We start from the raw sequence: 26339 nt of genomic DNA on the forward strand, positions 1-26339 counted from the left end.
CTTATTTTGTCGATGCCGATCAAGAATTGACCAGGTAATCCACGTATTCTGATTACCGGTAACTCTTTTAAGGTGCTGAAAAAATTACCACACTTTTTACTGGCTTCTAACGGAATATTCTGGATTGCTGCGGAATGGAGTTTATTTTAGAACGGCTTAATTATTGCGTTTCGTGGATTGCTTCGGATTTGTGTGGAAGATGTGGAGGCGGGGGTCGGAATCGAACCGGCGTAGACGGCTTTGCAGGCCGCTGCATGACCACTCTGCCACCCCGCCATGAGTACATAACTATCAGATAAAAACTATATGAATAAATTTTGTTGGAAGCTATTTTATTCCGACAATTAAAATGTATTTCATAAGAGTCATTTTATTCTGAAAATGGAGCGGGAAACGAGGCTCGAACTCGCGACCCCAACCTTGGCAAGGTTGTGCTCTACCACTGAGCTATTCCCGCAATATGAAGTTCCTGTGCGACTTATGCCACTTTGGAAACAAAGGGTGGATTATAGTGATGCTGTACGTTTTGTCAAGAAATGCAGGCTGATAATTCTTGATGCAAATAATAGATCAAAATAGAATTGATTGAATCCCTCGTTTTATTACCGCTAATCTTACAAAATAATTTTCTCACTTCTTGTAAAATTAATGCCAAGATGGTTTTGAGATAATGATTGGTTTTTACATGCCTATTTTCAGCTAAATCCCAAATCTAATAGCACCGCCAAATCTACAATTCTTTATCGTTACAGCGTCAATTAGTTTATTTTATGCACTTACTTCCTTATTGGCGTCTTTCCGGTTTTTATTTCTTTTATTTTGCTTTTGTTGGTGCATTTGCACCGTATTGGAGTCTATATCTGCAATCGCTGTCATTTAATGCGCTGCAGATTGGCGTGTTGATGTCATTACTGCTGGTTACGCGTATTTTCTCACCGGCTGTTTGGGGTTGGTTGGCGGATCATACGGGTAAACGTGTTCGAGTAGTTCAGGTTGCCGCTGTCAGTGGCTTTTTAAGCTTCTGCGGGTTTTTCTGGGGTGAATCTTTTGCCTGGATATTTTTTGTCATGTTGTTGATGAGCTTCTTTTGGAGCGCATCTTTGCCATTGATGGAAGCGATTACGTTGTCTCATTTGGGGGACTACACGGACAAATATGGACGTATCCGCTCATGGGGTTCGGTCGGATTTGTTGTGGCAGTGATCGGTATCGGCTATCTCTTGGAAAGCGTGGAAATTGGTTGGCTGCTTTGGATTGTGCTGGTGCTTAAACTTGGTATTGTGATTTTTTCTTATCAAATTCCTGAAAAGGAAATCATCAATTATGCCACCGGACTTCATTCGGTAAGGCAGATTTGCATGCGCCCGGCAGTGATGGCCTTTTTACTTTCCAGTTTCTTAATGTTGTTTGCGCATGGCGCTTACTATACGTTTTTCTCAATTTATTTGGTTGAGCACGGCTATGATAAAGGATTTGTTGGATTATTATGGGCCGCCGGCGTTGCTTGTGAAATTGCCATTTTTTTTATTATGCCGTGGCTGATGCGGCACTTTAGTTTAAAACACATATTAATTTTCAGTTTTGCGTGCGCCATCCTGCGATTTCTGATGATTGGACAAGGCGTTGAATGGCCGATCATTATTATTCTTGCGCAGATTCTACATGCAGCAACTTATGGCGCGCATCATATTGCGGCGATGATGGCGATCCATCAATTCTTTCAAGGTCGCCATCAAGCGAAAGGCCAGGCGATTTATACCGGTATTGCTTATGGATTGGGTGGGGCTTTGGGATCGGTATTTAGCGGGTATACCTGGGATTGGTTAGGTGCGGATGTAACTTTCTTTATCAGTGCTGTTGCAGCTTCAATCGGTTTGATTTTAATCGCATGGAAAATGAAATCGTTCAATAATTAATACAATATAACGTGCTGAGTTTGTTGAATCAGTAAACTTTATGGGATAATTGCGCGTTAACCCGATTTTTAAATTTGTATGATGCAAACGCTATACGACAAGCTTTGGAACCAACATGTAGTGCATGCTGAATCTGCCGAGCCGGATAGCATGACATTGATCTATATTGACCGCCATCTGGTGCACGAAGTGACCAGTCCGCAAGCATTTGAAAGTCTGAAGCTGGCCGGCAGGAAACCCTGGCGTCTTGATTCCATTCTTGCAGTTGCGGATCATAATGTGCCGACGACCGATCGCAGTCATGGTATTCATGATCCCATTTCTCGTTTGCAAGTCGATACGCTGGATCAGAATTGCGATGAATTGGGGATTACCGAATTCAAGATGCAGGATTTGCGTCAAGGTATTGTGCATGTCATTGGTCCTGAGCAAGGTGCAACATTGCCCGGCATGACGGTTGTTTGTGGCGACTCGCACACTAGTACACACGGTGCGTTCGGTTGTCTGGCATTTGGTATCGGCACTTCAGAGGTCGAACATGTATTGGCGACGCAGTGTTTATTGATGAAAAAATCCAAAGCCATGCGCATTTCTGTTGAGGGCAAATTGGGTTTGGGGATTACCGCTAAGGATATCGCTTTGGCAATCATCGGTGAAATTGGTACAGCCGGCGGGACCGGTTATGCGATTGAATTTGCGGGTAGCGCCATCCGTGCGTTATCGATGGAAGGACGTATGACGCTGTGTAATATGGCGATTGAAGCCGGTGCGCGTGCCGGTATGGTGGCCGTTGATGATACGACGATCGACTACATCAAAGGACGGCCTTTCGCGCCACGAGGGGAATTATGGGATAAGGCGGTTGCCTATTGGAGAACACTCCATAGTGATACCGATGCGATTTTTGACCGGACAGTAGCTTTAGATGCTGCGCAAATCAAACCGCAGGTGACTTGGGGAACATCACCTGAAATGGTGACAACGATTGATGGTGCGGTGCCCGATCCTGCGTTGATTAGCGATGAAGTGAAGCGCCATGATATGCAGCAAGCGTTGAACTATATGGGCTTGCATGCCAATACACCGATTCAGCAGATTACTCTCGACAAGATATTTATCGGTTCCTGTACGAACTCGCGTATTGAAGATTTACGTGCAGCTGCGCACGTTGTCAAAGGAAAACATATTGCGGTTAATATCAAGCAAGCGCTGGTTGTGCCCGGCTCAGGCTTGGTTAAGAAACAAGCCGAGCGAGAAGGGCTGGATCAAATTTTTCTGGCGGCAGGATTTGAATGGCGTGAACCCGGATGTTCCATGTGCCTGGCCATGAATGACGATCGCTTGACGGCCGGTGAGCGATGCGCTTCGACCTCGAATCGTAATTTTGAAGGCAGACAGGGACCTGGCGGCAGAACGCATCTGGTCAGCCCGGCAATGGCTGCGGCGGCTGCCATCGCCGGACATTTTGTCGATGTGCGTGAAATAGGCGGATAACACAATCAATGGAAAAATTTCATACGGTTACTGGCTTGGTGGCACCACTGGATCGTGCAAATGTGGATACCGATGCCATCATTCCAAAACAATTTCTTAAATCAATCAAACGCTCGGGTTTTGGCCAAAATTTATTTGATGAGTGGCGTTATCTGGATCACGGGGAGCCCGGCATGGATCCGGCTCAGCGGAGGTTGAATCCGGAGTTCGTATTGAATCAGCCGCGTTATCAAGGTGCGCAGATATTGCTGGCACGTGCAAATTTTGGTTGCGGATCGAGTCGGGAGCATGCGCCGTGGTCGCTCCAAGATTATGGTTTTCGTGTCATTATCGCCCCCAGTTTTGCGGACATATTTTTTAATAATTGCTTCAAAATTGGTTTATTGCCGATCATTCTGGACGCGGCAGTATTGGACCATTTGTTTGAAGAAGTAAAATCAACCGTAGGATACCGTCTTACCGTCGATCTACAGAAACAAACCGTCATTACGCCCAAAAATGAAGCATTCAGTTTTGCTGTCGATGCCTTTCGCAAGCATTGTCTGGTGAACGGTTTGGATGAAATTGGTTTGACCTTGCAACACACAGAAAAAATCAAACAATTTGAACAAAAAAGGCGTACTGAACAGCCTTGGCTGTTTATGTGAATGACATCGCTGAAAGTTAGGATATTATGAGAATTGCTGTTTTGGCAGGCGACGGCATTGGGCCGGAAATTATTGCACAAGCTGTGCGGGTGCTGAATGTTTTAAAAGCAGACGGCTTGGCTGTTGAGTTGGAATATGGACTGATTGGGGGCTGTGCAGTCGATGCAACCGGGGAACCCTATCCTGAGGCAACGCATCGATTGGCCAGTCAAGCGGATGCAGTTCTGTTAGGCGCTGTAGGCGGTCCGCAATATGACACTCTGCCGCGCCAGCAGCGTCCTGAAAGAGGTCTGCTTGCTATTCGCAAAGCGCTTAATTTGTTTGCCAATTTGCGGCCGGCGATTCTCTACCCGGAACTGGCTAATGCTTCGAGCCTGAAATATGACGTAGTTGCCGGTCTCGATATCATGATTGTGCGTGAACTCACTGGCGACATTTATTTTGGCGAGCCGCGCGGAATCGAAATACGTGACGGTCAGCGTGTCGGATTTAATACGATGATATACAGCGAAGCAGAAATACGGCGCATCGCACATGTGGCTTTTAAAGCTGCCAGCAAACGGCATGGTAAGTTGTGTTCTGTTGATAAGATGAATGTATTGGAATGTACGCAATTATGGCGTGATGTCATCATCGAAGTATCAAAAGAGTACCCACAAGTGACACTTTCACACATGCTGGTCGATAACGCCGCGATGCAATTGGTTCGTAATCCTAAGCAATTTGATGTCATCGTTACCGGAAATATGTTTGGTGATATTTTATCTGATGAAGCCTCGATGTTAACGGGATCCATTGGAATGCTGCCTTCCGCTTCTCTGGATGAAAATAATAAAGGTTTGTACGAACCGATTCATGGTTCCGCACCGGATATCGCTGGAAAGGATCTGGCTAATCCACTTGCAACAATGTTGTCGGTTGCCATGATGTTACGCTACACATTTAATCAGGAAGATGCGGCGCAGCGGATAGAAAATGCTGTTAAGAAGGTTCTGGCGCTGGGTTACAGAACAAAAGATATTGATGAGCCGGGTATGAAGTCCGTTGGTACAACAGCAATGGGTGATGCGGTATTGTCAATGATGTGAAGTGCATTCCGAATAGTGAGTTCATGAAATGATAGAGAATTAAGGTGAATTTCATGTATTAATCATTTGTTATCGATTTGTAAAGTAAGCTAATATTTATGCGGTGTTTTTTATTTGATAACCGATTGTCAATTTTAGGATAAGAGAAAAGCAATGAAACAAGTTGGCTTTGTTGGCTGGCGTGGAATGGTCGGCTCCGTATTAATGCAGAGAATGCGCGAAGAAGCAGATTTTTCTTTGATAGACCCTGTTTTTTTTACAACGTCTCAAAAAGGTGGCACAGGTCCTGAAATTGGCAAGGAAATTCCACCTTTAAAAGATGCCTTTGACATCGCTCAGCTGAGTGCAATGGATGTCATTATTTCGTGCCAGGGTGGTGATTATACGAATCAAGTGATTAAACAATTGCGTCAATCCGGATGGCAAGGATACTGGATAGATGCAGCATCAGCGTTACGTATGGAGGATGATGCTGTTATCATACTGGATCCGGTCAATATGCCTGTGATCAAACAAGCATTGCATGATGGCGTGAAAAATTACATCGGTGGCAATTGCACGGTAAGTTTGATGCTAATGGCGGTTGGCGGCCTGTTTGAAAAAGGGATGGTGGAATGGATGAGTGCCATGACCTATCAGGCTGCATCGGGTGCCGGAGCAAAAAATATGCGTGAATTGCTGCAGCAGATGGGTGAAGCCCATAGAGTTGCAAAAGATTTGCTGGATGATCCGGCTTCGAATATTTTGGATATTGATCGTGAAGTGGCCGGCACGTTGCGCGATAAGAAATTTCCAACAGAAAATTTTGGTGTACCGTTGGCGGGTAGCTTGATTCCATGGATTGATAAAGAGGTAGCCAATGGGCAGAGTCGTGAAGAATGGAAAGGTCAAGCGGAAACCAATAAAATTCTTGGAAGAAGTGATCGGCAGATACCGGTGGATGGAATCTGCGTACGTGTTGGTGCAATGCGATGCCATAGCCAAGCTTTGACGATAAAATTAAAACAAGATGTGCCACTGGATGAAATTGAAGAAATTATCGCCAGTTCGAATGATTGGGTACACGTTGTTCCTAATGAGCGAGGGGCGACTACTTCAAGATTAACACCTACCGCCGTAACCGGGTCATTATCGATACCGGTAGGTCGCTTACGTAAATTGGCGATGGGCGGGGAATATCTATCAGTTTTTACAGTAGGCGACCAGCTGCTATGGGGAGCTGCGGAGCCATTGCGAAGAATGTTACGTATACTGATTGAACATTAAACGTGTTCATAATCTCCAGTTTTCCAAATTGGTTGGTAGCATGTTATGAGTAATCAAGGGTTTTCTGAAATGAATTAACCTGATTCTAAGCATAATCTCAATTTATGTGATTATCTTACAATGCTCGCCTGCCGGTATTTATTTTCAAAGAACTAAAGAGGGTATCTCAGTGTATAAAACTTCTTTTAGAGTAAGCTTGTTTGTAATCATTCTGATGTTACCTTGGACCGCTATTCATGCAGCGGGTCTCGGTAAGTTGACACTCAATTCAGCACTGGGACAACCACTGAATGCTGAAATCGACATTGTTACCACCAACCGCGATGAAGTTTCATCTCTAAAAGCTAGCATTGCAACTCGAGAAGCTTTTGCTCAGGCAGGTATTAATTACGAGCCTAATTTTTCGACTATTAGAGTTTCTATAGAATCAAGAACAGATGGCAGTCCATTTATTAAACTTGCCTCCCCCCAGGCTGTTAATGATCCATTTCTCAATATATTGGTGGAATTGAATTGGGCTGCAGGACGTATATTACGTGAATATGCCGTCTTGCTTGATCCAGTTGAAGTAAATGCACAAGATATCGCTGCACCCAAGGTTAGCCCGATTCCGGTAGCAAATACAACGCAGAAAAATGTAGAAAGAACGCCTGACGTTAAGAAAAATCGACCAGGAAAAGCTTCGCCTAAGCAAGCAACTCGTTCTACGAATCAAGCCATTGATACCTATGGACCGGTAATTCGGGGCGATACGCTATCGTCGATTGCACGCCAGGTTTTACCTGCAGGTGTCGATCTTAATCAGATGCTTGTGGCACTCTATCGTGCAAACCGTGATGCTTTCATTGCAAACAATATGAATTTACTCAGGGTAGGCGCAGTGCTAAAAATACCTGAAAAAAATGAGGCTGCGGCGATCGATGCATCAACTGCAAGAACTGAAATTAGGATGCAGGTTGCGGATTGGCATAATTATCAAAGCAAAATAGCAGCAATCCATAGTGAATCACCATCTGCCAATATCCGGCAGTCTGATCAAGGGAAGATTACAACAAGTATTGATAAAAAATCGGCTTCAACTCGTGAATCTGCCAAAGAAGTATTGCGCTTATCGAGTGGTGCTCAACTGGCGGATAAAGATGGCCAGATGCCTGAATCCGCTTTAGTAGATCGCCTGCGTATGATGGAAGAAGATGCCATTGCACGAAATCTGGCGTTGAAGGAAGCAAATGAGCGTGTAGCCATGCTGGAAAAAAGCATCGATAATTTGAAACAGTTATTGGAATTGAAGGATTCTGTTTTGGCCCAGGCGCAAATAAAAGCGGGCACTGGTACCAAGATTGAGCTCAAACCGGAAGTACGCTCGGCAGAGCCTATTAGTGCTGTACCTGAGAGCGGCGCTAAACCGGATATCGGTTCTTCGCAGGTACCAGAGCAAAAAGCTCCGGTAGTTCAGCCTGTCAATGAAACAACGATAAAAACAAACACAGAATCGCAATCACCGCAAGAAACCGAGGGTGATTCGCTGACTGATCAGATAGTTGGAAATATCGAATACATTGGCGCTGCTTCAATTTTGGTATTGCTGGCGGTGTTGCTGTATCTTAAAAAGCGCCGCAGTCAGTCGGAAGAAGAAAATGAATTAGATGAAAGGAGTACTGATTTTTCTTCCGCAATGCAATCAAGGATGGCCTCAATGGCTGCTGCACAAGCTATCCCTGCGACCGAAATCAATCATACGTTTTCTGAGCATGAAAAGGATGATTTAACCTACGAGAATATGAATTCTTATCCTGAAAGCGAGGGATATGGCGATAGATTTGATAAAGGCTCGACTTCTTACGAAGAACATACTGAACAAATTAAGGAATCCGAATCAGAAGCTAGATTTACTTCAGAGTTATCGGATGAAAATGAAGTGTCGACTGATGACGCACAATCAAATCATCAAGCAATCAATCTGAATTTGGAAGAGGATTTTTCAGAAGACAGAAATCAACCAATTGATTCTGGAGATGATTATAGCTCTGCAGATTCTGAGAAAAAAATTGACTTTGATTTAACGGATGAAGCGCACGAGATTGATCAAGATGTAACTAAAGAACAATCTCTTGCTGCAGTTCATGATGCTAAAGATAAAATTGAATTATCAGATGATCCTGAAAGCTTACAAGAAGAAATTAACGCTTCAGATTACGAATTAGAAGTTGATCTTGACGATTCAAAACATGCTTTGGATCCGATAGATTTTGAAGATAGAGCGTCGGAAAAAGACGATTCAGTAGCGTTTGAATTTACGCATTCAGATATCGATTTAGCAGAGGAAGAATCTGCCAATGAAATCGAAATACCTAAAATAAATGCTGGATCCAGATCGGGTAATAATGATTTTAATGCATCTGAGCTAATGGATGAAGCCTTGGATTTTGATCAGTATCAGGAATCTACAGATAATACCAAGCGGTCAGAGCCAGTGCCGCATGTACCGGAGCTTGGATTGGCTGATATTGATCTGGATATCGAAGATTCAGACGCAGTTGATAAAAAGGATCAAGCATCGGGTTTGAATGAGAAAAGTGAGCAGTGGCAAGAAGTTGAAACCAAATTAGATTTGGCAAAAGCTTATCAGGAAATGGATGATAAAGAAGGCGCCAAAGAAATGCTCGAAGAAGTTATTCGTGATGGTGATACAAAGCAAAAGAAAGTGGCAAGAAAATTGTTAAAGAGTTTGTAATGATGAACATTCTCTGCATAGTGACATGGGATATTCAACAGTTTGAAGCGGCGGTTTTTGATTTGTGCGCATAGCCCTTGTCCTAGAGTATGATGGTGGCCGCTACTGCGGATGGCAGAGTCAGCCTCAAAGTTGTTCCATCCAAGACGCACTTGAAGCGGCTTTATCTGCGATAGCAAAAGAAAAAATTCGTGTCATTACCGCCGGGCGCACCGATACCGGCGTTCATGCATTGTATCAAGTAGTACATTTCGATACCGCGGTGCAACGCCCTCTCAGTGCATGGGTGCGGGGTGTCAATGCATTCTTACCCAATGATATTGCTATTTTGTGGGCGACTGAAGTATCCGATGCGTTTCACGCGAGATATAGTGCACTCGAGCGGCGCTATCTGTATTTGTTACTGAATCAGCCGGTTAGGCCGGGCATTCATCATCACAAGGTCGGGTGGCATCATGTGCCGCTGGAGCTGGAGAGAATGCAATCCGCAGGGAATATTTTAATCGGTGAGCATGATTTTTCCGCTTTCCGGGCAGCCGAATGTCAGGCAAAATCCCCGATACGAACAATGACGCAATTACATATTACTCGCCAAGGAAATCTTTTCGTTTTTGATTTGCGCGCCAATGCATTTTTGCAGCATATGGTAAGAAATATTATCGGTTGCCTTGTTTATATCGGTAAAGGAAAGTATCCTCCTGAATGGATGTATGAATTGTTGGAAAATTGCAATCGGACGTGCGCAGCACCGACTTTTTCTGCTGCAGGCCTATATCTGGCCGGTGTGAAATATCATGACGACTGGTGCATGCCGGAATTAGCCGAAGCTCCATTGATCCCAGGCATATCATTAATTTCATAAAGAAGATTGTTGCTTAAATGTCAGTGCGCGTGAAAGTGTGTGGTATTACACGGTATGAAGATGCAAACACAGCGATTCGATGTGGTGTCGATGCAATCGGTTTTGTCTTCTGGCCGCACAGTGCGCGCTATATTGATCCGGATTCAGCGCACCGGATTGCGGCACATATACCGCCTTTCGTTTGTACAGTCGGTGTTTATGTTGACCCGGATGCTGCCTGGGTGGAAGAAACCGCTCGAGTTGCCAAACTAAATCTGCTGCAATTTCATGGTGATGAAACACCGGAGTTTTGCAATCAATTTTCCCAACCTTATATTAAAGCGATTAGAGTCAAACAAGACACGGATTTGCTACAATATGCCGAGCGTTATAATACAGCGAGTGGATTATTGCTTGATACATATGCTGCCGATATGCCCGGCGGTACAGGCCATGCATTTGATTGGCAGTTGATTCCACAACATCTGCCACTGCCGCTTATACTTTCCGGTGGCTTAAATCCGCATAATGTGGCAATGGCAATCAAACAAACCCAACCGTGGGCAGTTGATGTTTCAAGTGGCGTGGAAGCATCCAAAGGTATTAAAGATGAAGAAAAAATTTTTGCTTTCATGCAAGGAGTTAGACAATTGTGAGTGCTTATGACCTTCCCAGTAAAGATGGCCATTTCGGTCCTTATGGAGGCATTTTTGTTGCTGAAACATTAATTTCTGCACTGGAAGATTTACGAAAACAGTATGAATATTATAGTAACGATCCCGATTTTCAGGCAGAGTTTGCTTATGAATTAAAGCATTATGTGGGACGTCCCAGTCCGATCTATCATGCCAAAAGATGGTCTGAACATTTGGGCGGCGCCCAGATATTGTTGAAGCGTGAGGATTTGAATCATACTGGTGCGCATAAAATAAATAATACGATCGGGCAGGCGCTGCTTGCACGGCGCATGGGTAAAAAACGTGTCATTGCAGAAACTGGTGCGGGCCAGCATGGTGTAGCCAGCGCTACGGTAGCCGCACGCTATGGTATGGAATGCGTTGTTTATATGGGCTCTGAAGATGTGAGACGCCAGGCCACCAATGTCTACCGCATGAAGCTTTTGGGGGCGACTGTCGTGCCGGTGGAATCGGGATCCCGAACATTAAAAGATGCACTGAACGAAGCGATGCGTGACTGGGTTACCAATGTTGAAAACACTTTTTATATCATTGGCACCGTTGCCGGACCGCACCCATATCCCATGATGGTGCGGGATTTTCAGGCGATCATTGGGAATGAAGCCAAAGTGCAAATGCAAGAAGATTTTAGTCGACAACCGGATGCGCTGATTGCCTGTGTCGGTGGCGGATCCAATGCAATCGGCTTATTCTATCCGTATATTGATGACGTCAACGTTCGGTTGATTGGCGTGGAAGCGGCGGGAAAAGGCATTGATACAAATCAACACGCGGCGACCTTGTCGACGGGAAGACCTGGTGTTTTACACGGAAACCGCACCTACCTTATCCAGGATGAGAATGGTCAGATTATTGAGACACATTCAATTTCAGCCGGTCTTGATTATCCCGGGGTAGGGCCCGAGCATGCCTGGCTTAAAGATTGTGGGCGTGCTGAATATGTTGCGATCACTGATGATGAAGCATTAGAGGCATTCCATACACTGTGTCGCTATGAAGGTATCATGCCGGCGTTAGAATCAAGTCATGCACTGGCTTATGCTGCCAAATATGCACCGACATTGCCTAAAGATAAATTGCTGCTGGTTAATCTGTCCGGTCGGGGTGATAAGGATATGGCTACTGTTGCGCAAATGTCCGGCTTAACCCTTTAGTAGCCTAACAAATAAAAGTGCTATTTATATTTAATTTCCTGAAAAGAATTGAGATCGGATTGAGCAGATGAGCCTAGATAGTATTAAGAATTTACTGAATTTTTTTAGTGGGCAAGATGATGCTAAAAAAATGAATCGTATTGCCAAGACATTCGCCGCATTAAAAAAACAAAATCGCAAGGCGCTCATACCATTTATTACGGCGGGTGATCCTAATCCGGGAATCACCGTACAACTGATGCACCGGCTTGTACAATCGGGCGCTGATATTCTTGAGCTGGGCGTGCCTTTTTCAGATCCGATGGCAGACGGGCCAACGATACAGAGATCTTCAGAGCGCGCCTTGAAACATCACGTCAGCCTGAATGATGTATTTGGTATGGTGGCGGAATTCAGGAAAATAGACACGAACACTCCCGTGGTTCTGATGGGCTATGCAAATCCTGTTGAAGCAATGGGTTATGCAGCGTTTGCAATCAAAGCGAAAGAATGTGGCGTCGATGGTGTTTTAATCGTTGATTACCCGCCTGAAGAATCAGGCGAGTGGGTCCAATGTCTGGATCAACAGGAGATTGATGCAATCTTTTTGCTGTCTCCCACAACGCCTCAACAGCGTATTGAGCAAGTGGCGAAAATGGCCAAAGGCTATATTTATTATGTTTCGTTAAAAGGAGTAACGGGCGCATCACATCTTGATCTTCAGGAGGTGAGTGCGATGTTGGCGCAGCTGCGTAATTATATTTCATTACCGATTGGTGTCGGATTCGGTATTCGTGATGGCGCAACTGCCAAAGCAGTGGCGGGCTTGGCGGATGCGGTGGTGGTCGGCAGCCGGATCATTGAGGAAATTGAGAAATCTTCTGATGCAGAACTGCTCGATAATGTTGGAAACTTGCTGAACTCGCTACGTAAAGCTATCGATGACAACGAAAATAATACTCAACCCACAGTTTAGGAAACGACACTTATGAGTTGGTTTCAGAATATCATTCCGCCAAAAATTAAAAGAAAAGAAGCCGGTGAAAAGAAAATAGTGCCGGAAGGTTTGTGGAGTAAATGCAGCACCTGTGAAGCTGTTTTATATTACACGGATTTGGCCAAGAACCTGAATGTCTGCCCGAAATGTGATTTTCATAATCGCATTTCTGCAAGAAACCGCCTTGATCAATTGCTTGATCCCAAAGATCGACGTGAGATTGGTGCCGAAGTGATTGCCACCGATGCGTTGAAATTCAAAGATAGCAAGCGCTACGTGGATCGCTTGACGCAAGCAAAAGAAAGTACTGATGAAAGTGATTCTTTGGTGGTCATGCAAGGAACTATCAAAACCATTCCCGTCGTTGCTGCCGTGTTTGAATTTGGTTTTATGGGCGGTTCCATGGGTTCTGTGGTGGGCGAGCGTTTTATACGTGGCGTTAGAACCTGTATTGATCACCATTTGCCTTTCATTTGCTTTAGTGCCAGCGGTGGTGCACGCATGCAGGAAGGTTTGTTTTCACTGATGCAAATGGCTAAAACAACCGCTGCTTTGACACGATTAAGCCATAACAAATTGCCTTTTATATCCGTCCTGACCGATCCTACCATGGGGGGGGTTTCAGCAAGCTTTGCCTTTATTGGTGACGTAGTCATTGCGGAGCCCGGCGCACTGATTGGCTTTGCCGGTCCACGCGTTATTGAGCAAACAGTCCGGCAAACGCTTCCGGAAGGTTTTCAGCGCGCTGAATTTCTATTGCAGCATGGCGCGATCGATATGATCGTAGATCGACGGCAAATGCGCGATAAAATCGTCAATCTTTGTACGCAATTGATGCGTATCCCTGCACCTGTATCTTAGTTCCGATATTAAAACCTAACATTTTTTACCATTTATCAACGAGTAATCATTCATATTAAATGGATGCTCCAAGTAGACAGTCTGACTCGCTCGCTGATTGGTTGACTTATCTTGAAGCGCTTCACCCAAAAACCATTGAAATGGGATTGGAGCGTGTAAATCAGGTTCGATTGGCACTTGGACTAATGCCCGGATTTCCGATCATCATGGTGGGTGGTACCAATGGTAAGGGTTCGGTTTGCACAATGCTGGAATCGATACTCCATTGTGCCGGCTATACAGTAGGTTGTTATACTTCACCGCATTTGCTGCGCTATAACGAGCGCATCCGGATTGATAAGAAAGAAATTGACGATGAAACACTCTGTCACTCATTTGAGCGAATAGATGCTGCCAGGAAAGGTTGTCATACGTCATTAACTTTTTTTGAATTCGGTACATTGGTTGCTGTGGATTTGTTTGTTCAGGCGCGTGTTGATGTAGCGATTCTGGAAGTTGGCCTGGGTGGTCGCCTCGATGCTGTGAATATATTTGATGCTGATTGTGCAATTTTGACCAGCATTGATCTTGATCATATGGATTATCTCGGCGATACACGGGAAAAAATAGGCTTTGAGAAAGCAGCGATTTTTAGAAAGGATAAACCGGCGATTTGTGCGGAAATTGATTTGCCGGATTCCGTTCATCAGCAGATAGAGAATACCGGTGCCAACTTTCTTCAATTGACTAAACAATTTGGTTTCTCAAAAAAAGATGCGCAGTGGGATTTCTGGGGGCCGAAGGGGTGGCGATATTCTTTACCTTTTCCCGCTTTACGCGGTGAAAAGCAATTGCAAAATGCGAGTACCTGCCTGACCGCATTGGATACACTGCATGAGCTACTGCCTGTCAGCATGAAGGATGTTCGCCAAGGTTTAATTGAAGCGGTTATACCTGGCAGATTTCAGATGGTTTCAACGCAACCGATGATCATTCTGGATGTGGCACATAATCCCAGTGCGGCTTCCGTTTTGTCTAAAAATTTGGCCGCTACGAAACCGATGGGACGAACTTATGCGGTATTTGCCATGCTGCAAGATAAAGATATTTATGGTGTTATTCAGCAATTAAAAAATGATATTGATTGCTGGTTGGTAGCAACGATCCATTCTTCACGTGCTGCTACAGCAGATTATTTAATCAATGAGCTTCATAAAGCGGGTATTTCAAGTGATGAGCAGCGCGTTCATCAATTTCAGGACTGTGTGGCGGCGTTTGTTTTTGCCTGTGAACAAGCGACTAAAAATGATAGAATTTGCGTATTTGGATCTTTCTATACGGTGAGTGACGTGTTGCGCTATGTGAACACGCTTTGAGTAAGCGATAATCGGATATTTCAAATGACTAAAAATATCAGCGAAGAAGAACTGTTACTAAGAAAACGAGCCAGAAGACGCTTGGTTGGTGCAATTGTTTTAGTAATCTTCTCTGTAATTGTGCTGCCAATCATCTTTGATGAGCCTAAACCTGAAAATGAGCAGCATGAAATTGCGATTAATTTACCGACACCGAGTAAAAGTGCCAGAACGAATGCTGCATTGCCACCAAAAGAAGAGTTAACCGGGCGTGAAACATCCGAGTTTGATTCTTCATCTGAATTACAAGATAAATCTAAAATTAACCAACCGGACTTTGAAGAAGCAACAGAATTGTTGGGCGTGCGAAAACGTATCCCGATTCCAGGTATTAAGCCGAAGATTGATAGCAGGCATTTAGCTGAAACTAAAAGTGCACCTGTGGCGGCTGCAAGCACTGTAAATGCTGCGAGCAATGCAAGCACAAGTACTGCAACCGGTGCCAGCACAACAGCAACTGCAGATGTATCAAAAGGGTTTGTGATACAGCTTGGTGCATTTTCTGATCAATTGAAAGCTAAGCAACAGGTTGAGAATCTGGTATTCAATGGATTCAAAGCATATACCGAAACACTTAAAACCGGGAGTGCTGAAGTGACGCGTGTACGAATTGGATCATTTACGACGCGTAATACAGCTGAAAGTGAATTAAAAAAGTTAAAAAAACTTGGATTTGATGGTGTTATCACTTCCAAATAGATGTTGCTCATTAAATAATGACTGTTTTTGATTACATCATTTTCGGAATTTTTCTTGTATCGATTGTTTTAAGTATTATCAGAGGATTTGTTCGAGAAACACTATCTGTAGCAGGTTGGATAGTGGCGTTCATAGTTGCCGGAGCCTACGCTTCTTATTTTGAGCAATTTCTTCCTGCTGAAATCGCTGAGGAGACATTAAGATTCTCACTTGCATTTGTTTTGGCATTTCTTTCGGTATTGCTTGTAACGGCCTTGATAACAATGTTGTTGTCCGCATTGATTAAAGGCATCGGACTGGGATTTATAGATCGGTTACTGGGTTCTGTATTTGGTTTCTTAAGGGCGTTGATTATTGTAACGGTAATAGTTTTACTGGCGGGACTCACGACTATTCCCAATCAAGTTTTCTGGCAACAAGCTGTTTTAAGCCGACCCCTGGAAACGATAGCAATGGAGGTTTTACCCTGGTTACCTAACGAGTTATCAAAGCGTATTAGTTATGAGAGAAAATAAAATTCTCAATATCATTAACTATTAGAAAATTTTAAATATATTTGCTTGTAGTGTATTGTTTTCTATAAAGCGTTTTTATTTTTGTCTTGGATTTTATTCTGAGTCTTAGGCTGAAGAGAGCAAAATTTACGGAGTATTTCTATGTGTGGAATTCTCGGCATCGTTGCACAATCACCAGCTAATCAATTGCTTTATGATGGCCTGCTAATGCTGCAACATCGCGGGCAGGATGCGAGCGGTATAGTAACCGCACAAGGTAGTACTTTTCACATGCATAAAGGGTGCGGTTTGGTGCGTGATGTGTTTCGCACAAGAAATATGCGAGCACTTGCCGGCAATATGGGCATCGGCCATGTTCGTTATCCTACCGCAGGTTCAGCAAGTTCTTCCGCGGAGGCGCAGCCTTTTTATGTGAATTCACCGTTTGGTATTGTATTAGCTCACAATGGAAATCTAACGAATGCTGAGCAACTGAGTCAAGAGTTGTTCAGGACTGATCTGAGGCATGTCAATACCAATTCAGATTCTGAAGTATTGTTGAATGTTCTTGCGCATGAATTACAGGCGAGTGCTCGTAACTACCAGCTTGATCCTGAGACGATTTTTTCTGCTGTGGCCGGTGTGCATAAACGGTGCAGAGGCGCTTACTCTGTGATAGCGATGATTGCCGGTTATGGGTTACTGGCTTTTCGTGATCCTTATGGAATACGGCCTTTAGTATTCGGTAGTATTCAAAATGAGTTGGGTGATGAATATTTAATTGCTTCAGAAAGTGTCGCTCTGGATACATTAGGTTTCAAGCTTATTCGTGATGTGGCGCCTGGCGAGGCAATTTTTATTGACGAAGCGGGCAATTTCTACAGTAAGCAATGCGCAACAGAATATTCGCTGAATCCTTGTATTTTTGAATACGTATATCTGGCCCGACCTGATTCAGTCATCGACGGTATTTCTGTATATGAAACGCGATTGAATATGGGGGAACATCTCGCTGAAAAGATTAAGCGATCAATGCATCACCTCGATATCGATGTCGTTATTCCAATACCGGATTCAAGTCGCCCCAGCGCCTTACAACTTGCTAATCGATTAGGCGTTAATTTTCGTGAAGGCTTTGTCAAAAATCGTTATGTCGGTCGCACCTTCATTATGCCGGGTCAACAACAACGACGTAAATCGGTACGGCAAAAATTAAACGCGATGAGCATTGAGTTTCGTGGTAAAAACGTATTACTGGTTGACGATTCAATCGTACGAGGTACTACCAGCCGGGAAATTGTCCAGATGGCCCGTGAAGCAGGCGCAAATAAAATTTATTTTGCTTCCGCGGCACCGCCCGTTAGGTATCCTAATGTGTATGGTATCGATATGCCCACACGTCAGGAATTGATTGCAACAGACCGTAATACCGAGGAAATTTGTAGTGAAATTGACGCGGATTACCTTGTTTTTCAAGACCTAGATGCACTTAATCACGCTGTTTCAAAAGTGTCACCATCTATCAAAAGTTTCGAAACCTCTTGTTTCGATGGAAATTACATTACCGGTGATGTGACCTCTGAATACTTACGCGCCATTGAGTTACAACGCAATACGCACTCTTCCTTAGCGCAATCCAGATCTAATACGCAACTTGATTTAAGTTTGGTTATTTCTGATTAATTTCGGCCGGAAACAATCTGATTGGTAATAATGAAATAGCACAAGCTTTCACAATTCAAAAATTTTAGTTATCGCTGAGACCTCATCAATATGTCAGATCATCTGCAGCCAGAAACCCTTGCACTTCATACCGGTATTCATCGTAGTCAATTTAATGAGCATTCTGAGGCGATGTATTTAACTTCAAGCTTTGTGTTTGATAGTGCCGCCCAGGCAGCCGCTCGTTTTTCTGGAAATGAACCCGGTAATATCTATTCCCGATTTACTAATCCAACGGTGACAGCATTTGAAGAGCGACTTGCCGTATTTGAAGGAGCGGAAACATGTATAGCGACTGCTTCCGGTATGTCGGCAATACTTGCTTGCATCATGGGATTGTTGTCTGCGGGCGATCATATTGTAGCTTCCCGTAGTTTATTCGGTGCGACGGTAAATTTATTCAATAACATATTAAAGAAATTTAATATTGAGACAACATTTGTGTCGGCTACCGATGCTAATTCATGGGAAGCCGCCATAAGACCAAACACTAAGCTTTTCTTTCTGGAAACACCTTCCAATCCATTGACGGAAATTTCCGATATTGCCGAATTATCAAAAATTGCCAAGAAAGCAAATAGTTGGTTAGTCGTGGATAATTGTTTCTGTACACCCGTCCTGCAGAAACCGCTCGAACTGGGGGCTGATATTGTCATTCATTCCGCGACCAAATATCTCGATGGACAGGGCAGGGTATTGGGAGGAGCTGTGCTGGGTAATAAGGACTTATTGATGGATGGCGGTATATATGGATTTTTGCGTACAGCGGGGCCAACACTGAGCGCGTTTAATGCCTGGGTCATACTGAAAGGTCTCGAAACACTTAAAATACGTGTGGAGACACATTCGGCCCACGCGTTGCAAATGGCTCAGTGGCTTGAATCCCAACCGAATGTGACGCGCGTATTTTACCCGGGTTTGATTTCGCATCCGCAATATGAATTGGCAAAACGTCAACAGAAATCAGGCGGAGGAATCGTTACGTTTGAAGTGAAGGGTGGTAAAGACGCGGCGTGGCGCGTTATCGATTCTACCCGTTTGATTTCGATAACTGCCAATCTGGGTGATGCTAAAAGTACATTGACCCATCCCGCAACAACAACCCATGCGCGTATCAGTCAAGAAGCACGGGATGCTGCGGGTATATCCGATGGATTGTTACGCATTGCGGTAGGGTTAGAGGCGGTGCAAGATCTTCAAGCTGATTTGGCACGCGGGCTATCGTAACCTTGAATCCTTCTTGTTGAAAAACATTTCCGCAGCAGCCGATGCCACGCAAAAACAGGCGAGAAAGCGCATTATGCGTGATAAATGAGCATTCTGAGCCTGTTCTTAACACGTAGCGGCAACGCAGATAGTTTTTCAACGGGTTTGGCTAGATAACTTCGGCTTTCTGGATGATGACATCTTCAAGTGGAACATTCTGATGGCCCGCATGATCTCCGGTTTTTACCTTCTTTATTTTATCGATCACATCCTGACCTTCAACTACTTTTCCAAATACACAATAGCCATAGCCTTGTGGCGATGGCGATTTGTAATTTAAAAAGCCATTGTTGGTTACATTAATGAAAAATTGTGCTGTGGCAGAGTGCACATCCGCAGTACGCGCCATTGCTATCGTATAGGCATCGTTTTTTAGCCCATTGGCAGCTTCATTTTGTATGGGTGCTTGCGCTTTCTTTTGTTTCATTCCAGGCTCAAACCCGCCGCCTTGGATCATAAAATCGTCAATAACGCGATGAAATAGCGTGTTGTCGTAAAATCCGCTGGTTACGTAGTTCAGAAAATTCTGTACGGTTTCAGGTGCTTTGTCGCTATCGAGCTCAAGTGTAATCACCCCAAAATTGGTTTGTAATCTAACCATATCAATCCTTTTATTAATTTGTGATGCTCTTTATTGTGAATTTTTCTCAAGTACAGGTAGTTTAATCATATCTTCTATGATTATGCTGGTTTTAGGCACATCACCTGGGAATGGACCACCGGAACCGGTTGGTATTGATGCGATTTTTTGTACGATATCAATGCCGCTGATTACTTTGCCAAATACAGTATAACCATATCCGTTTTGATTGGGGGCTTTGTAGTTAAGGAATCCGTTATTTGCAACATTGATAAAAAACTGCGCTGTTGCAGAATGTGGATCTGTTGTACGTGCCATCGCAATGGTTCCAACTTCATTCTTTAAACCGTTAGCCGCTTCATTTTGGATGGGTGATCGAGTAGGCTTTTGATTGAAAGTCGTATCAAACCCGCCGCCTTGGATCATGAAATTAGGGATTACGCGGTGAAATATCGTATTTTTATAGAATCCACTGTCAACATATTGTAAGAAATTCTCCACAGTTTTAGGCGCTTTATCCGGGTAAAGTTCGAGTACTACATTGCCAATATTTGTTTTCATCTCGATAGTTATGTTGGTTGCAGCAACATTTAAGCTGATTGAAATTAGAAATAGAAAAATCACAAACTGACGCAATTGCATGGGCATATTTAGTCCTGTTGGGTGTGTAGTGGGGATGAGAGTTTCGTTCTGGCAGTATGTTATACTCATTCAGTAATTTCTAATTCAGTCTCCAGAACGTCCAGAATTTTATCAAGAAGACAAGTAGTTCTACAATTTTATCTCTATTAACCTCCTTATGCTTAAAATTTATAACTCAATCGCTCGTGAAAAACAAGACTTCGTGCCATTAGTGCCTGGAAAGGTAAAAATGTATGTGTGTGGTATGACTGTTTATGACTATTGTCACTTGGGACACGCAAGAGTTTTGGTTGTATTTGATACGGTCGTACGCTGGTTTAAGGCAAACAATTTTGCTGTGAACTATGTACGGAATGTGACCGATATCGACGATAAAATTATTAAGCGCGCACAAGAAAATCATGAATCCATTGAAGATCTAACGAATCGTTTCATTCAGGCGATGAACGAAGATTCTGCAGCGCTGGGTGTTGTGCAGCCTACCTGCGAGCCACGTGCAACAGGTTATGTGGAACATATGATCAGCATGATCAATACCCTGGTTAATAAAAAACTTGCCTATCCTGCCAGTAATGGAGATGTTTATTATTCAGTGCATGATTTTCCAGGTTACGGAAAATTGTCGGGTAAATCGCTGGATGATCTCCGTGCGGGTGAACGCGTTGAAATCGATTCCAGCAAAAAAGACCCATTGGATTTCGTGCTATGGAAAGCGGCAAAGCCTGGCGAACCGTCTTGGGAATCCCCTTGGGGAAAAGGGCGCCCGGGTTGGCACATTGAGTGTTCGGCAATGAGCGAACAGTTGTTAGGTGTACATTTTGATATTCATGGGGGCGGTCAGGATCTGCAATTTCCGCATCATGAAAATGAAATAGCCCAAAGCGAAGGGGCGCATGATCATCCATTTGTTAATTATTGGATGCACAATGGATTTGTGCGAGTCGACAATGAAAAGATGTCGAAATCGTTAGGTAATTTTTTCACCGTTCGAGAAATACTCAAATATTATCAAGCTGAAGTCGTGCGCTTCTTTATTCTGCGCGCACATTATCGCAGTCCATTGAATTATTCGGATCAGCATCTCAAGGATACAAAACTTGCGCTGGATCGTTTGTATATTGCACTCAAGGAAGTCGGGCCGACTGAAAAAACAGCTATCAATTGGAGTAATGCTGCTGCGCGGAAATTCCAGGATGCCATGAACGATGATTTTAATACGCCCGAAGCAATCGCCGTATTGTTTGAGCTTGCCAGTGATATTAATAAAACGGATTCACAGGAAAGCGCAAGCTTGCTGAAAGCACTGGGTGGTTTATTGGGTTTATTACAGCAAAATCCGCAAGATTATTTACAAAATAAAGCGGCTGTCAATGTGCCGGACTCTTTGGCTCAAGACGAGATTGAGCAATTGATCCAGCAACGTATTACTGCGCGTAAAGAAGGCCGATACTCAGATGCTGATACGATTCGCAAGAATCTATTGGAACAGGGAGTTATTCTTGAGGATGGCTCACAAGGGACTACCTGGCGGCGTCAATAACATTCTCAACGCTATATTTTCCACAGATATAGCGTAGAATTTGAAAAATCGTTGAGCTGAATGGTTTTGTGCGGTGTGAGTCCTGGAATCATAAACGTATTGCTGATCAGCAGGCTGCCCGGGCGCATTTCTTTACTGGCTTTGCGCCATAGCGATTCCATCGGAACCGGTGATAGGTAAGCGTATACCACATCATAGTTTGAAAAATCGTGATCCCAGAAATCACCCCAGAATATTTTGCAGGGTAAAGTACGAAATATATTTCTTAATCGACTGATTAAGAATGGTAAGGGGGCTGATTCGATACCGTAGAACTGACCATTCTTATGTGCACTTGCCAGATTATTTAATAAGCCGCCGCAACCACTCCCCAAATCAACAAAAGAAAACTGACCTTGCTTGGGCAGCAATGATTCAAGCGCAACATTCACACTTTTACTTGAAAGATACAGTGGCACCTGAGTTTTGTAGGTTTTGCCATAAATTGATAGCAAGCAAATAAAAAACAGCAAAAACCAAAGCGGGGAAATATTGAGTGCCAGTGTTGCGATGATAAGCGGCACAAACACAAGGTGAATCGGTATCCACCAATAGGGCATGCGCACATAGTAGCTGATGAATCCGGCCACTAAACCCTGCACCATACTCCATTCGAATATACTCAATGCGATGAAGGATTGAGAGATTATGACAAGCACTATCAATAGCGTGGCAACGATCTGAATCAGTAGCGCAGTGATTGAAGAATGCTGATGTTTTAACATAGGATATTGCAGATCATATCGTTAAATGAGGAATGCTTTCATGGGGTTTGTAACAGTTCTTTGCCAGGCTCACCTTGCATATCGATATCGACGGTAGGATTATCCATGGTGACTGCTTTCTCGGCTTTTTCATTCATTACTACGATGCTGATTCGACGATTGATCGGATTTAGCGGGTCATTTTTGTCAAATAATACTGCGGAAGACAAGCCAACTACTTGGAGTACTTTATTGGTATCCATACCGCCTGCAACGAGTTCGCGTCGTGATGCATTGGCCCGGTCCGCTGATAATTCCCAATTGCTGAAACCCTTATCACCCGATGGAAACGGTTTGCCGTCAGTATGTCCAGAGAGACTGACTTTGTTACTGACATCGTTGAGCATTTTTCCAATTTCTCTCAGAATGGTTTTGGTATAGGGCTGTAGTTCGGCTTTACCAAGTGCAAACATAGGGCGATTCTGTTCATCGACAATTTGAATTCTTAATCCATCCGTTGTGATATCCAGTAAAAGCTGGTTTTCAAATTTCTTTAAGGCTGGATTCGCTTCGATGGCTTGCTCTATCTTTTTCTTCAACCCTTCCAGTTTGATCAGCTCGGCGCGTTCCCGTAGAATTTTCTTGGTTTCATTGTCAATTTTTTGTTCCTTAATAACACCTTTCTGTACCTGGCCTTCTTGGCGAGTAAAATCAGTACCGCCACCTTTAATGACACTGCTACTATCACCGCTACCCGATCCGCCTGACATGGCAACTTTTAATGGTGTTTTAAAATAATCCGAGATGCCCTCCAGTTGGGCCTTGGTCGACGATCCTAATAACCACATGAGTAAAAAGAAAGCCATCATGGCGGTAACAAAATCGGCATAAGCAATTTTCCAGGCACCACCATGATGGCCACCTGCTGCCTTTTTAATCCGCTTGATGACTATCGGTCGTTGTGCAAGATCATCAGCCATAGGTATTCTCTCAATTCAAATTGAATGTTATTTAATGATTACTTTGTTTTGCTTTGCTTGACATGCTCTTCCAATTCCATGAAGGAGGGCCTCTCGGTGGTAAATAAGACTTTCCGGCCAAACTCAACAGCAAGAACAGGAGAATAGCCATTTAAATTTGCCAACAAAGTGATTTTGATACATTCATATAATTTGCTGGATTCGTGCAGGTTATGTTCAAGTTTGCCGGCTAAAGGACTGACAAAACCGTAAGCAAGTAAAATTCCCAAAAATGTACCCACCAGTGCCGCAGCAATCAAAATACCCAATTCCGCAGGAGGGAGATGAACCGATTCCATGGTATGCACCACCCCCATCACAGCCGCAACAATGCCAAAAGCAGGTAAGCCGTCACCGAGCTTGGATATGGTATGGATAGGTACTTCACCTTCCTGATGGTGAGTTTCCAATTCGCTATCCATTAAATTTTCTATTTCTAGAGAATTAAGATTGCCGCCAACCATTAATCTTAAGTAATCAGTAATAAATTCTGTAATGTGATGATCAGCTAAGATATCGGGATATTTGGTAAAAATAGGACTGTTACCGGGATCATCTACGTCTGCTTCAATGGACATCAGTCCTTCTTTGCGAATTTTTCCAAGTACCTCATAGAGCAGCGTCATTAAATCCATATACAACGCTTTGGTATACTTAGAATTTTTAAAAACGGTTGGTAAAGCCTTCATGGTTGCCTTGAGCGCTTTATTTGAGTTGCCGACGACAAACGCACCAACCGCAGCGCCACCAATCATAAGAAGTTCGACCGGTTGCCATAGCGAAGCGAGATGACCACCCGCTAAAGCGAAACCACCGAATACCGAGATAATAATGATAATGTAACCAACAATAACGAGCATTGTGCTGACTCCCAGGAATTTAATGATTTAACCATTGATGGCAGGTTCTGGTTTGAGAAGGTAGCATATCGTTACAAAATTCATTCTTAGAGATAAAACGAGTTTTCCCCGTATTTTCTAGTCTTTTATTACTATTGCTGTTTATCACATATAATCATGCCGATAGCGTTGCATTCAAGTGACGTGATGCAGAGGAGATCTTTGCGCATAGATAAAAGGTTTTGCTAGTAAATTGGATACCCTAATCGATATCTATGATTTGTAGACAGCTCTAGTCTTGAGTCGCTGTTTCCAGCACCTGCGCGCAGAACGTAGCACTTAGCGAATTGGATAGGTGACAATTCAACAAAAATAGCGAGATAACCGAAGTCTTTCGCTATTGGTGCATCAGTGATAGTAGCTGGTCCATATTTAATTATGACCGACTAAATGAATGGAGATTAATAGAGACGAAGGCTATATTTTAGGAAATATAGCCTTCGTCCAATGCATGTTTAAGCTGTTGTTATTAGTCGATACAGGAGGCAATACTGGTTGGGCAGGCTGAATTTAGGCCACCCGAGAGAGTGCTTTTTTGTGCTGTTTGATTCAGCATTAGCAATACATCATCGTAGTAACCTGGAGAGCGTGTCCATAAGATGTAATTGGCATGCAGTTTATCTTTTCCAAAATTAAACAGCTCGGTTATGGTTGGTTGATAGCCAGTGTCGTCGTGTTTGGTGTTCTCATAATTTGCTTTCTCTACTTGAGCTAACAGAGGAATAACGCCGTTAAGCTGAGGAAAGTAGGTATAGAGTCCTCTGGGTGAATGTTTCGATCCTGGAAAGTTCAATCCCGGCTCTTGTGGAAAAATGTCTGTAGCACCTAATGTTGCCCCCATTGTCTTTAATTCATTAATAAGTGAATCTAGAATTCCACGTGGATAGTTTGTAAGCTGAAACGTCATTGTGTTGGGGAAATTATTACGCATGCGCTGATTGATACTGAGCAGATTTTTGTAATAAGTGTCTATTTGAGCGCTGGTTAGCGGCTTTAGTGGTTGTCCCATAGCAGTTTCTTGCAGACCGAAACCTTCAAAGTTAGGGTGAGCATTTAAATGCTTGCCCAATGCGCGAACCAGCGCGCCTAAGCGATCACGCACCGCGGTATTCCACAATTTGAGATTGTATCCTTTGGTATGTGCGAATACTCCGCCTTCATAAATTGCAGCTTTCAGGTAATCTGGTATAAGGATTTCGTTAGGATCGAATGATTTTATTTCCAGTAAAATAATAAGGCGTTTATCTCGCGCTGCAAGCTCAGTAAGGTGTTTATCGATAGACGCAAAATCATACACACCTTTTGCTGGTTCCAACTCTGCCCAGTTGTAACGTATTGCTATTCCGCGTATTGCAGAATATGTATCGAGTTCATTGTATATTTGATCCATATAATAGGCGCTATCTTGGCCTGGACTTACGAGCATAACATAATGACCAGGATGCCATTTAATGGGGTTTGGAGTGACCGCTCCGATAGCGTATGTTCCCCAGGTGGCCAATATTATGCTTAGGGTAAATAATAATGTAGTCAGCGTATTGTGTATTTTTTTCGCTAAGTGAGTAGAAGTAGTGTTGACTCGAATTTTAATGATATTTTCAATTTGCATATGAAAGATTCCTTTTTAAAGTAGGAAGCTGCCTGAGAATAGAGCGGCTTGTTACAG

The 26339-nt window shown here is 43.6% G+C and carries 23 protein-coding genes and 2 tRNA genes; 17 read left to right on the forward strand and 8 right to left on the reverse strand.

The features are described from left to right. Positions 1 to 202 precede the first annotated feature (202 nt). Together Q0K92_RS08495 and Q0K92_RS08500 are read right to left on the reverse strand one after the other, a co-directional pair. Positions 203 to 276: transfer RNA gene (locus Q0K92_RS08495), tRNA-Cys, on the reverse strand. 106 nt (positions 277 to 382) lie between these two features. After that, positions 383 to 457, reverse strand: a tRNA-Gly gene (locus Q0K92_RS08500). A 313-nt stretch (positions 458 to 770) separates the two neighbouring features. Between Q0K92_RS08500 and Q0K92_RS08505 the strand changes: the two genes are divergently transcribed. The 16 genes from Q0K92_RS08505 to Q0K92_RS08580 all read left to right on the forward strand — a co-directional run bounded on the left by Q0K92_RS08505 (position 771) and on the right by Q0K92_RS08580 (position 19211). Beyond that, positions 771 to 1916 (forward strand): MFS transporter, encoded by a 1146-nt coding sequence (locus tag Q0K92_RS08505; protein WP_297325379.1) that lies wholly within the window; start codon positions 771 to 773, stop codon positions 1914 to 1916. An 81-nt stretch (positions 1917 to 1997) separates the two neighbouring features. Further along, positions 1998 to 3410, forward strand: coding sequence for a 3-isopropylmalate dehydratase large subunit (leuC, locus tag Q0K92_RS08510; RefSeq protein WP_297325412.1), 1413 nt, complete (start codon positions 1998 to 2000; stop codon positions 3408 to 3410). An 8-nt stretch (positions 3411 to 3418) separates the two neighbouring features. Next, on the forward strand, positions 3419 to 4057 hold the full coding sequence (gene leuD, locus Q0K92_RS08515; RefSeq protein WP_297325380.1) for a 3-isopropylmalate dehydratase small subunit: 639 nt from the start codon (positions 3419 to 3421) through the stop codon (positions 4055 to 4057). A 26-nt stretch (positions 4058 to 4083) separates the two neighbouring features. Then, on the forward strand, positions 4084 to 5145 hold the full coding sequence (leuB, locus tag Q0K92_RS08520; protein WP_297325381.1) for a 3-isopropylmalate dehydrogenase: 1062 nt from the start codon (positions 4084 to 4086) through the stop codon (positions 5143 to 5145). Positions 5146 to 5298: 153 nt separating this feature from the next. Beyond that, positions 5299 to 6411, forward strand: a complete 1113-nt coding sequence (asd, locus tag Q0K92_RS08525; protein ID WP_297325382.1) for an aspartate-semialdehyde dehydrogenase — start codon at positions 5299 to 5301, stop codon at positions 6409 to 6411. 169 nt (positions 6412 to 6580) lie between these two features. Beyond that, entirely contained in the window at positions 6581 to 9145 is a 2565-nt protein-coding gene (locus Q0K92_RS08530; protein ID WP_297325383.1) for a FimV/HubP family polar landmark protein, read from the forward strand. A gap of 64 nt (positions 9146 to 9209) precedes the next feature. Next, entirely contained in the window at positions 9210 to 10007 is a 798-nt protein-coding gene (gene truA / locus Q0K92_RS08535) for a tRNA pseudouridine(38-40) synthase TruA (RefSeq protein ID WP_297325384.1), read from the forward strand. Between the two features lie 17 nt (positions 10008 to 10024). Continuing rightward, positions 10025 to 10642 (forward strand): phosphoribosylanthranilate isomerase, encoded by a 618-nt coding sequence (locus tag Q0K92_RS08540; protein WP_297325385.1) that lies wholly within the window; start codon positions 10025 to 10027, stop codon positions 10640 to 10642. After that, entirely contained in the window at positions 10639 to 11838 is a 1200-nt protein-coding gene (trpB, locus tag Q0K92_RS08545) for a tryptophan synthase subunit beta (RefSeq protein WP_297325386.1), read from the forward strand. The genes Q0K92_RS08540 and trpB overlap by 4 nt, the downstream gene beginning before the upstream one ends. Before the next feature lie 130 nt (positions 11839 to 11968). Then, positions 11969 to 12793: a tryptophan synthase subunit alpha gene (gene trpA / locus Q0K92_RS08550; RefSeq protein ID WP_297325413.1), complete on the forward strand. Its 825-nt coding sequence runs from the start codon at positions 11969 to 11971 to the stop codon at positions 12791 to 12793. A 12-nt stretch (positions 12794 to 12805) separates the two neighbouring features. Then, positions 12806 to 13675 carry an acetyl-CoA carboxylase, carboxyltransferase subunit beta gene (gene accD / locus Q0K92_RS08555; protein ID WP_297325387.1) on the forward strand — a complete coding sequence of 290 codons (870 nt, stop codon included), beginning with the start codon at positions 12806 to 12808 and terminating at the stop codon, positions 13673 to 13675. Between the two features lie 59 nt (positions 13676 to 13734). Beyond that, on the forward strand, positions 13735 to 15030 hold the full coding sequence (gene folC, locus Q0K92_RS08560) for a bifunctional tetrahydrofolate synthase/dihydrofolate synthase (RefSeq protein ID WP_297325388.1): 1296 nt from the start codon (positions 13735 to 13737) through the stop codon (positions 15028 to 15030). Positions 15031 to 15054: 24 nt separating this feature from the next. Further along, positions 15055 to 15768 carry an SPOR domain-containing protein gene (locus Q0K92_RS08565; RefSeq protein ID WP_297325389.1) on the forward strand — a complete coding sequence of 238 codons (714 nt, stop codon included), beginning with the start codon at positions 15055 to 15057 and terminating at the stop codon, positions 15766 to 15768. Positions 15769 to 15785: 17 nt separating this feature from the next. After that, positions 15786 to 16283 (forward strand): CvpA family protein, encoded by a 498-nt coding sequence (locus Q0K92_RS08570; protein ID WP_297325390.1) that lies wholly within the window; start codon positions 15786 to 15788, stop codon positions 16281 to 16283. 141 nt (positions 16284 to 16424) lie between these two features. Continuing rightward, a complete protein-coding gene (gene purF, locus Q0K92_RS08575; protein ID WP_297325391.1) occupies positions 16425 to 17945 on the forward strand; it encodes an amidophosphoribosyltransferase in 1521 nt (506 codons plus the stop codon). A gap of 90 nt (positions 17946 to 18035) precedes the next feature. After that, a complete protein-coding gene (locus tag Q0K92_RS08580; RefSeq protein ID WP_297325392.1) occupies positions 18036 to 19211 on the forward strand; it encodes an O-succinylhomoserine sulfhydrylase in 1176 nt (391 codons plus the stop codon). Positions 19212 to 19359: 148 nt separating this feature from the next. Here the strand turns inward: Q0K92_RS08580 and Q0K92_RS08585 are convergent, their stop codons facing one another. Both Q0K92_RS08585 and Q0K92_RS08590 read right to left on the reverse strand, forming a co-directional pair. Continuing rightward, positions 19360 to 19851, reverse strand: a complete 492-nt coding sequence (locus Q0K92_RS08585; protein ID WP_297325393.1) for a peptidylprolyl isomerase — start codon at positions 19849 to 19851, stop codon at positions 19360 to 19362. A gap of 30 nt (positions 19852 to 19881) precedes the next feature. Then, positions 19882 to 20472, reverse strand: a complete 591-nt coding sequence (locus Q0K92_RS08590) for a peptidylprolyl isomerase (RefSeq protein ID WP_297325414.1) — start codon at positions 20470 to 20472, stop codon at positions 19882 to 19884. A 157-nt stretch (positions 20473 to 20629) separates the two neighbouring features. Between Q0K92_RS08590 and cysS the strand changes: the two genes are divergently transcribed. Next, the gene (gene cysS / locus Q0K92_RS08595; protein WP_297325394.1) at positions 20630 to 22012 is read left to right on the forward strand and encodes a cysteine--tRNA ligase; all 1383 of its coding nucleotides are present in this window, start codon (positions 20630 to 20632) and stop codon (positions 22010 to 22012) included. Between the two features lie 11 nt (positions 22013 to 22023). Here the strand turns inward: cysS and Q0K92_RS08600 are convergent, their stop codons facing one another. The 4 genes from Q0K92_RS08600 to Q0K92_RS08615 form a co-directional block, all read right to left on the reverse strand. Continuing rightward, positions 22024 to 22776, reverse strand: a complete 753-nt coding sequence (locus tag Q0K92_RS08600) for a class I SAM-dependent methyltransferase (RefSeq protein ID WP_297325395.1) — start codon at positions 22774 to 22776, stop codon at positions 22024 to 22026. Between the two features lie 38 nt (positions 22777 to 22814). Next, entirely contained in the window at positions 22815 to 23735 is a 921-nt protein-coding gene (gene motB, locus Q0K92_RS08605) for a flagellar motor protein MotB (RefSeq protein WP_297325396.1), read from the reverse strand. A 38-nt stretch (positions 23736 to 23773) separates the two neighbouring features. Beyond that, positions 23774 to 24634 (reverse strand): flagellar motor stator protein MotA, encoded by an 861-nt coding sequence (gene motA, locus Q0K92_RS08610; RefSeq protein ID WP_297325397.1) that lies wholly within the window; start codon positions 24632 to 24634, stop codon positions 23774 to 23776. A gap of 508 nt (positions 24635 to 25142) precedes the next feature. Further along, on the reverse strand, positions 25143 to 26282 hold the full coding sequence (locus tag Q0K92_RS08615) for a glycoside hydrolase (protein WP_297325398.1): 1140 nt from the start codon (positions 26280 to 26282) through the stop codon (positions 25143 to 25145). Positions 26283 to 26339: the final 57 nt, after the last annotated feature.

It is taken from the genome of Nitrosomonas sp., assembly GCF_024282095.1.
GTDB lineage: Bacteria > Pseudomonadota > Gammaproteobacteria > Burkholderiales > Nitrosomonadaceae > Nitrosomonas.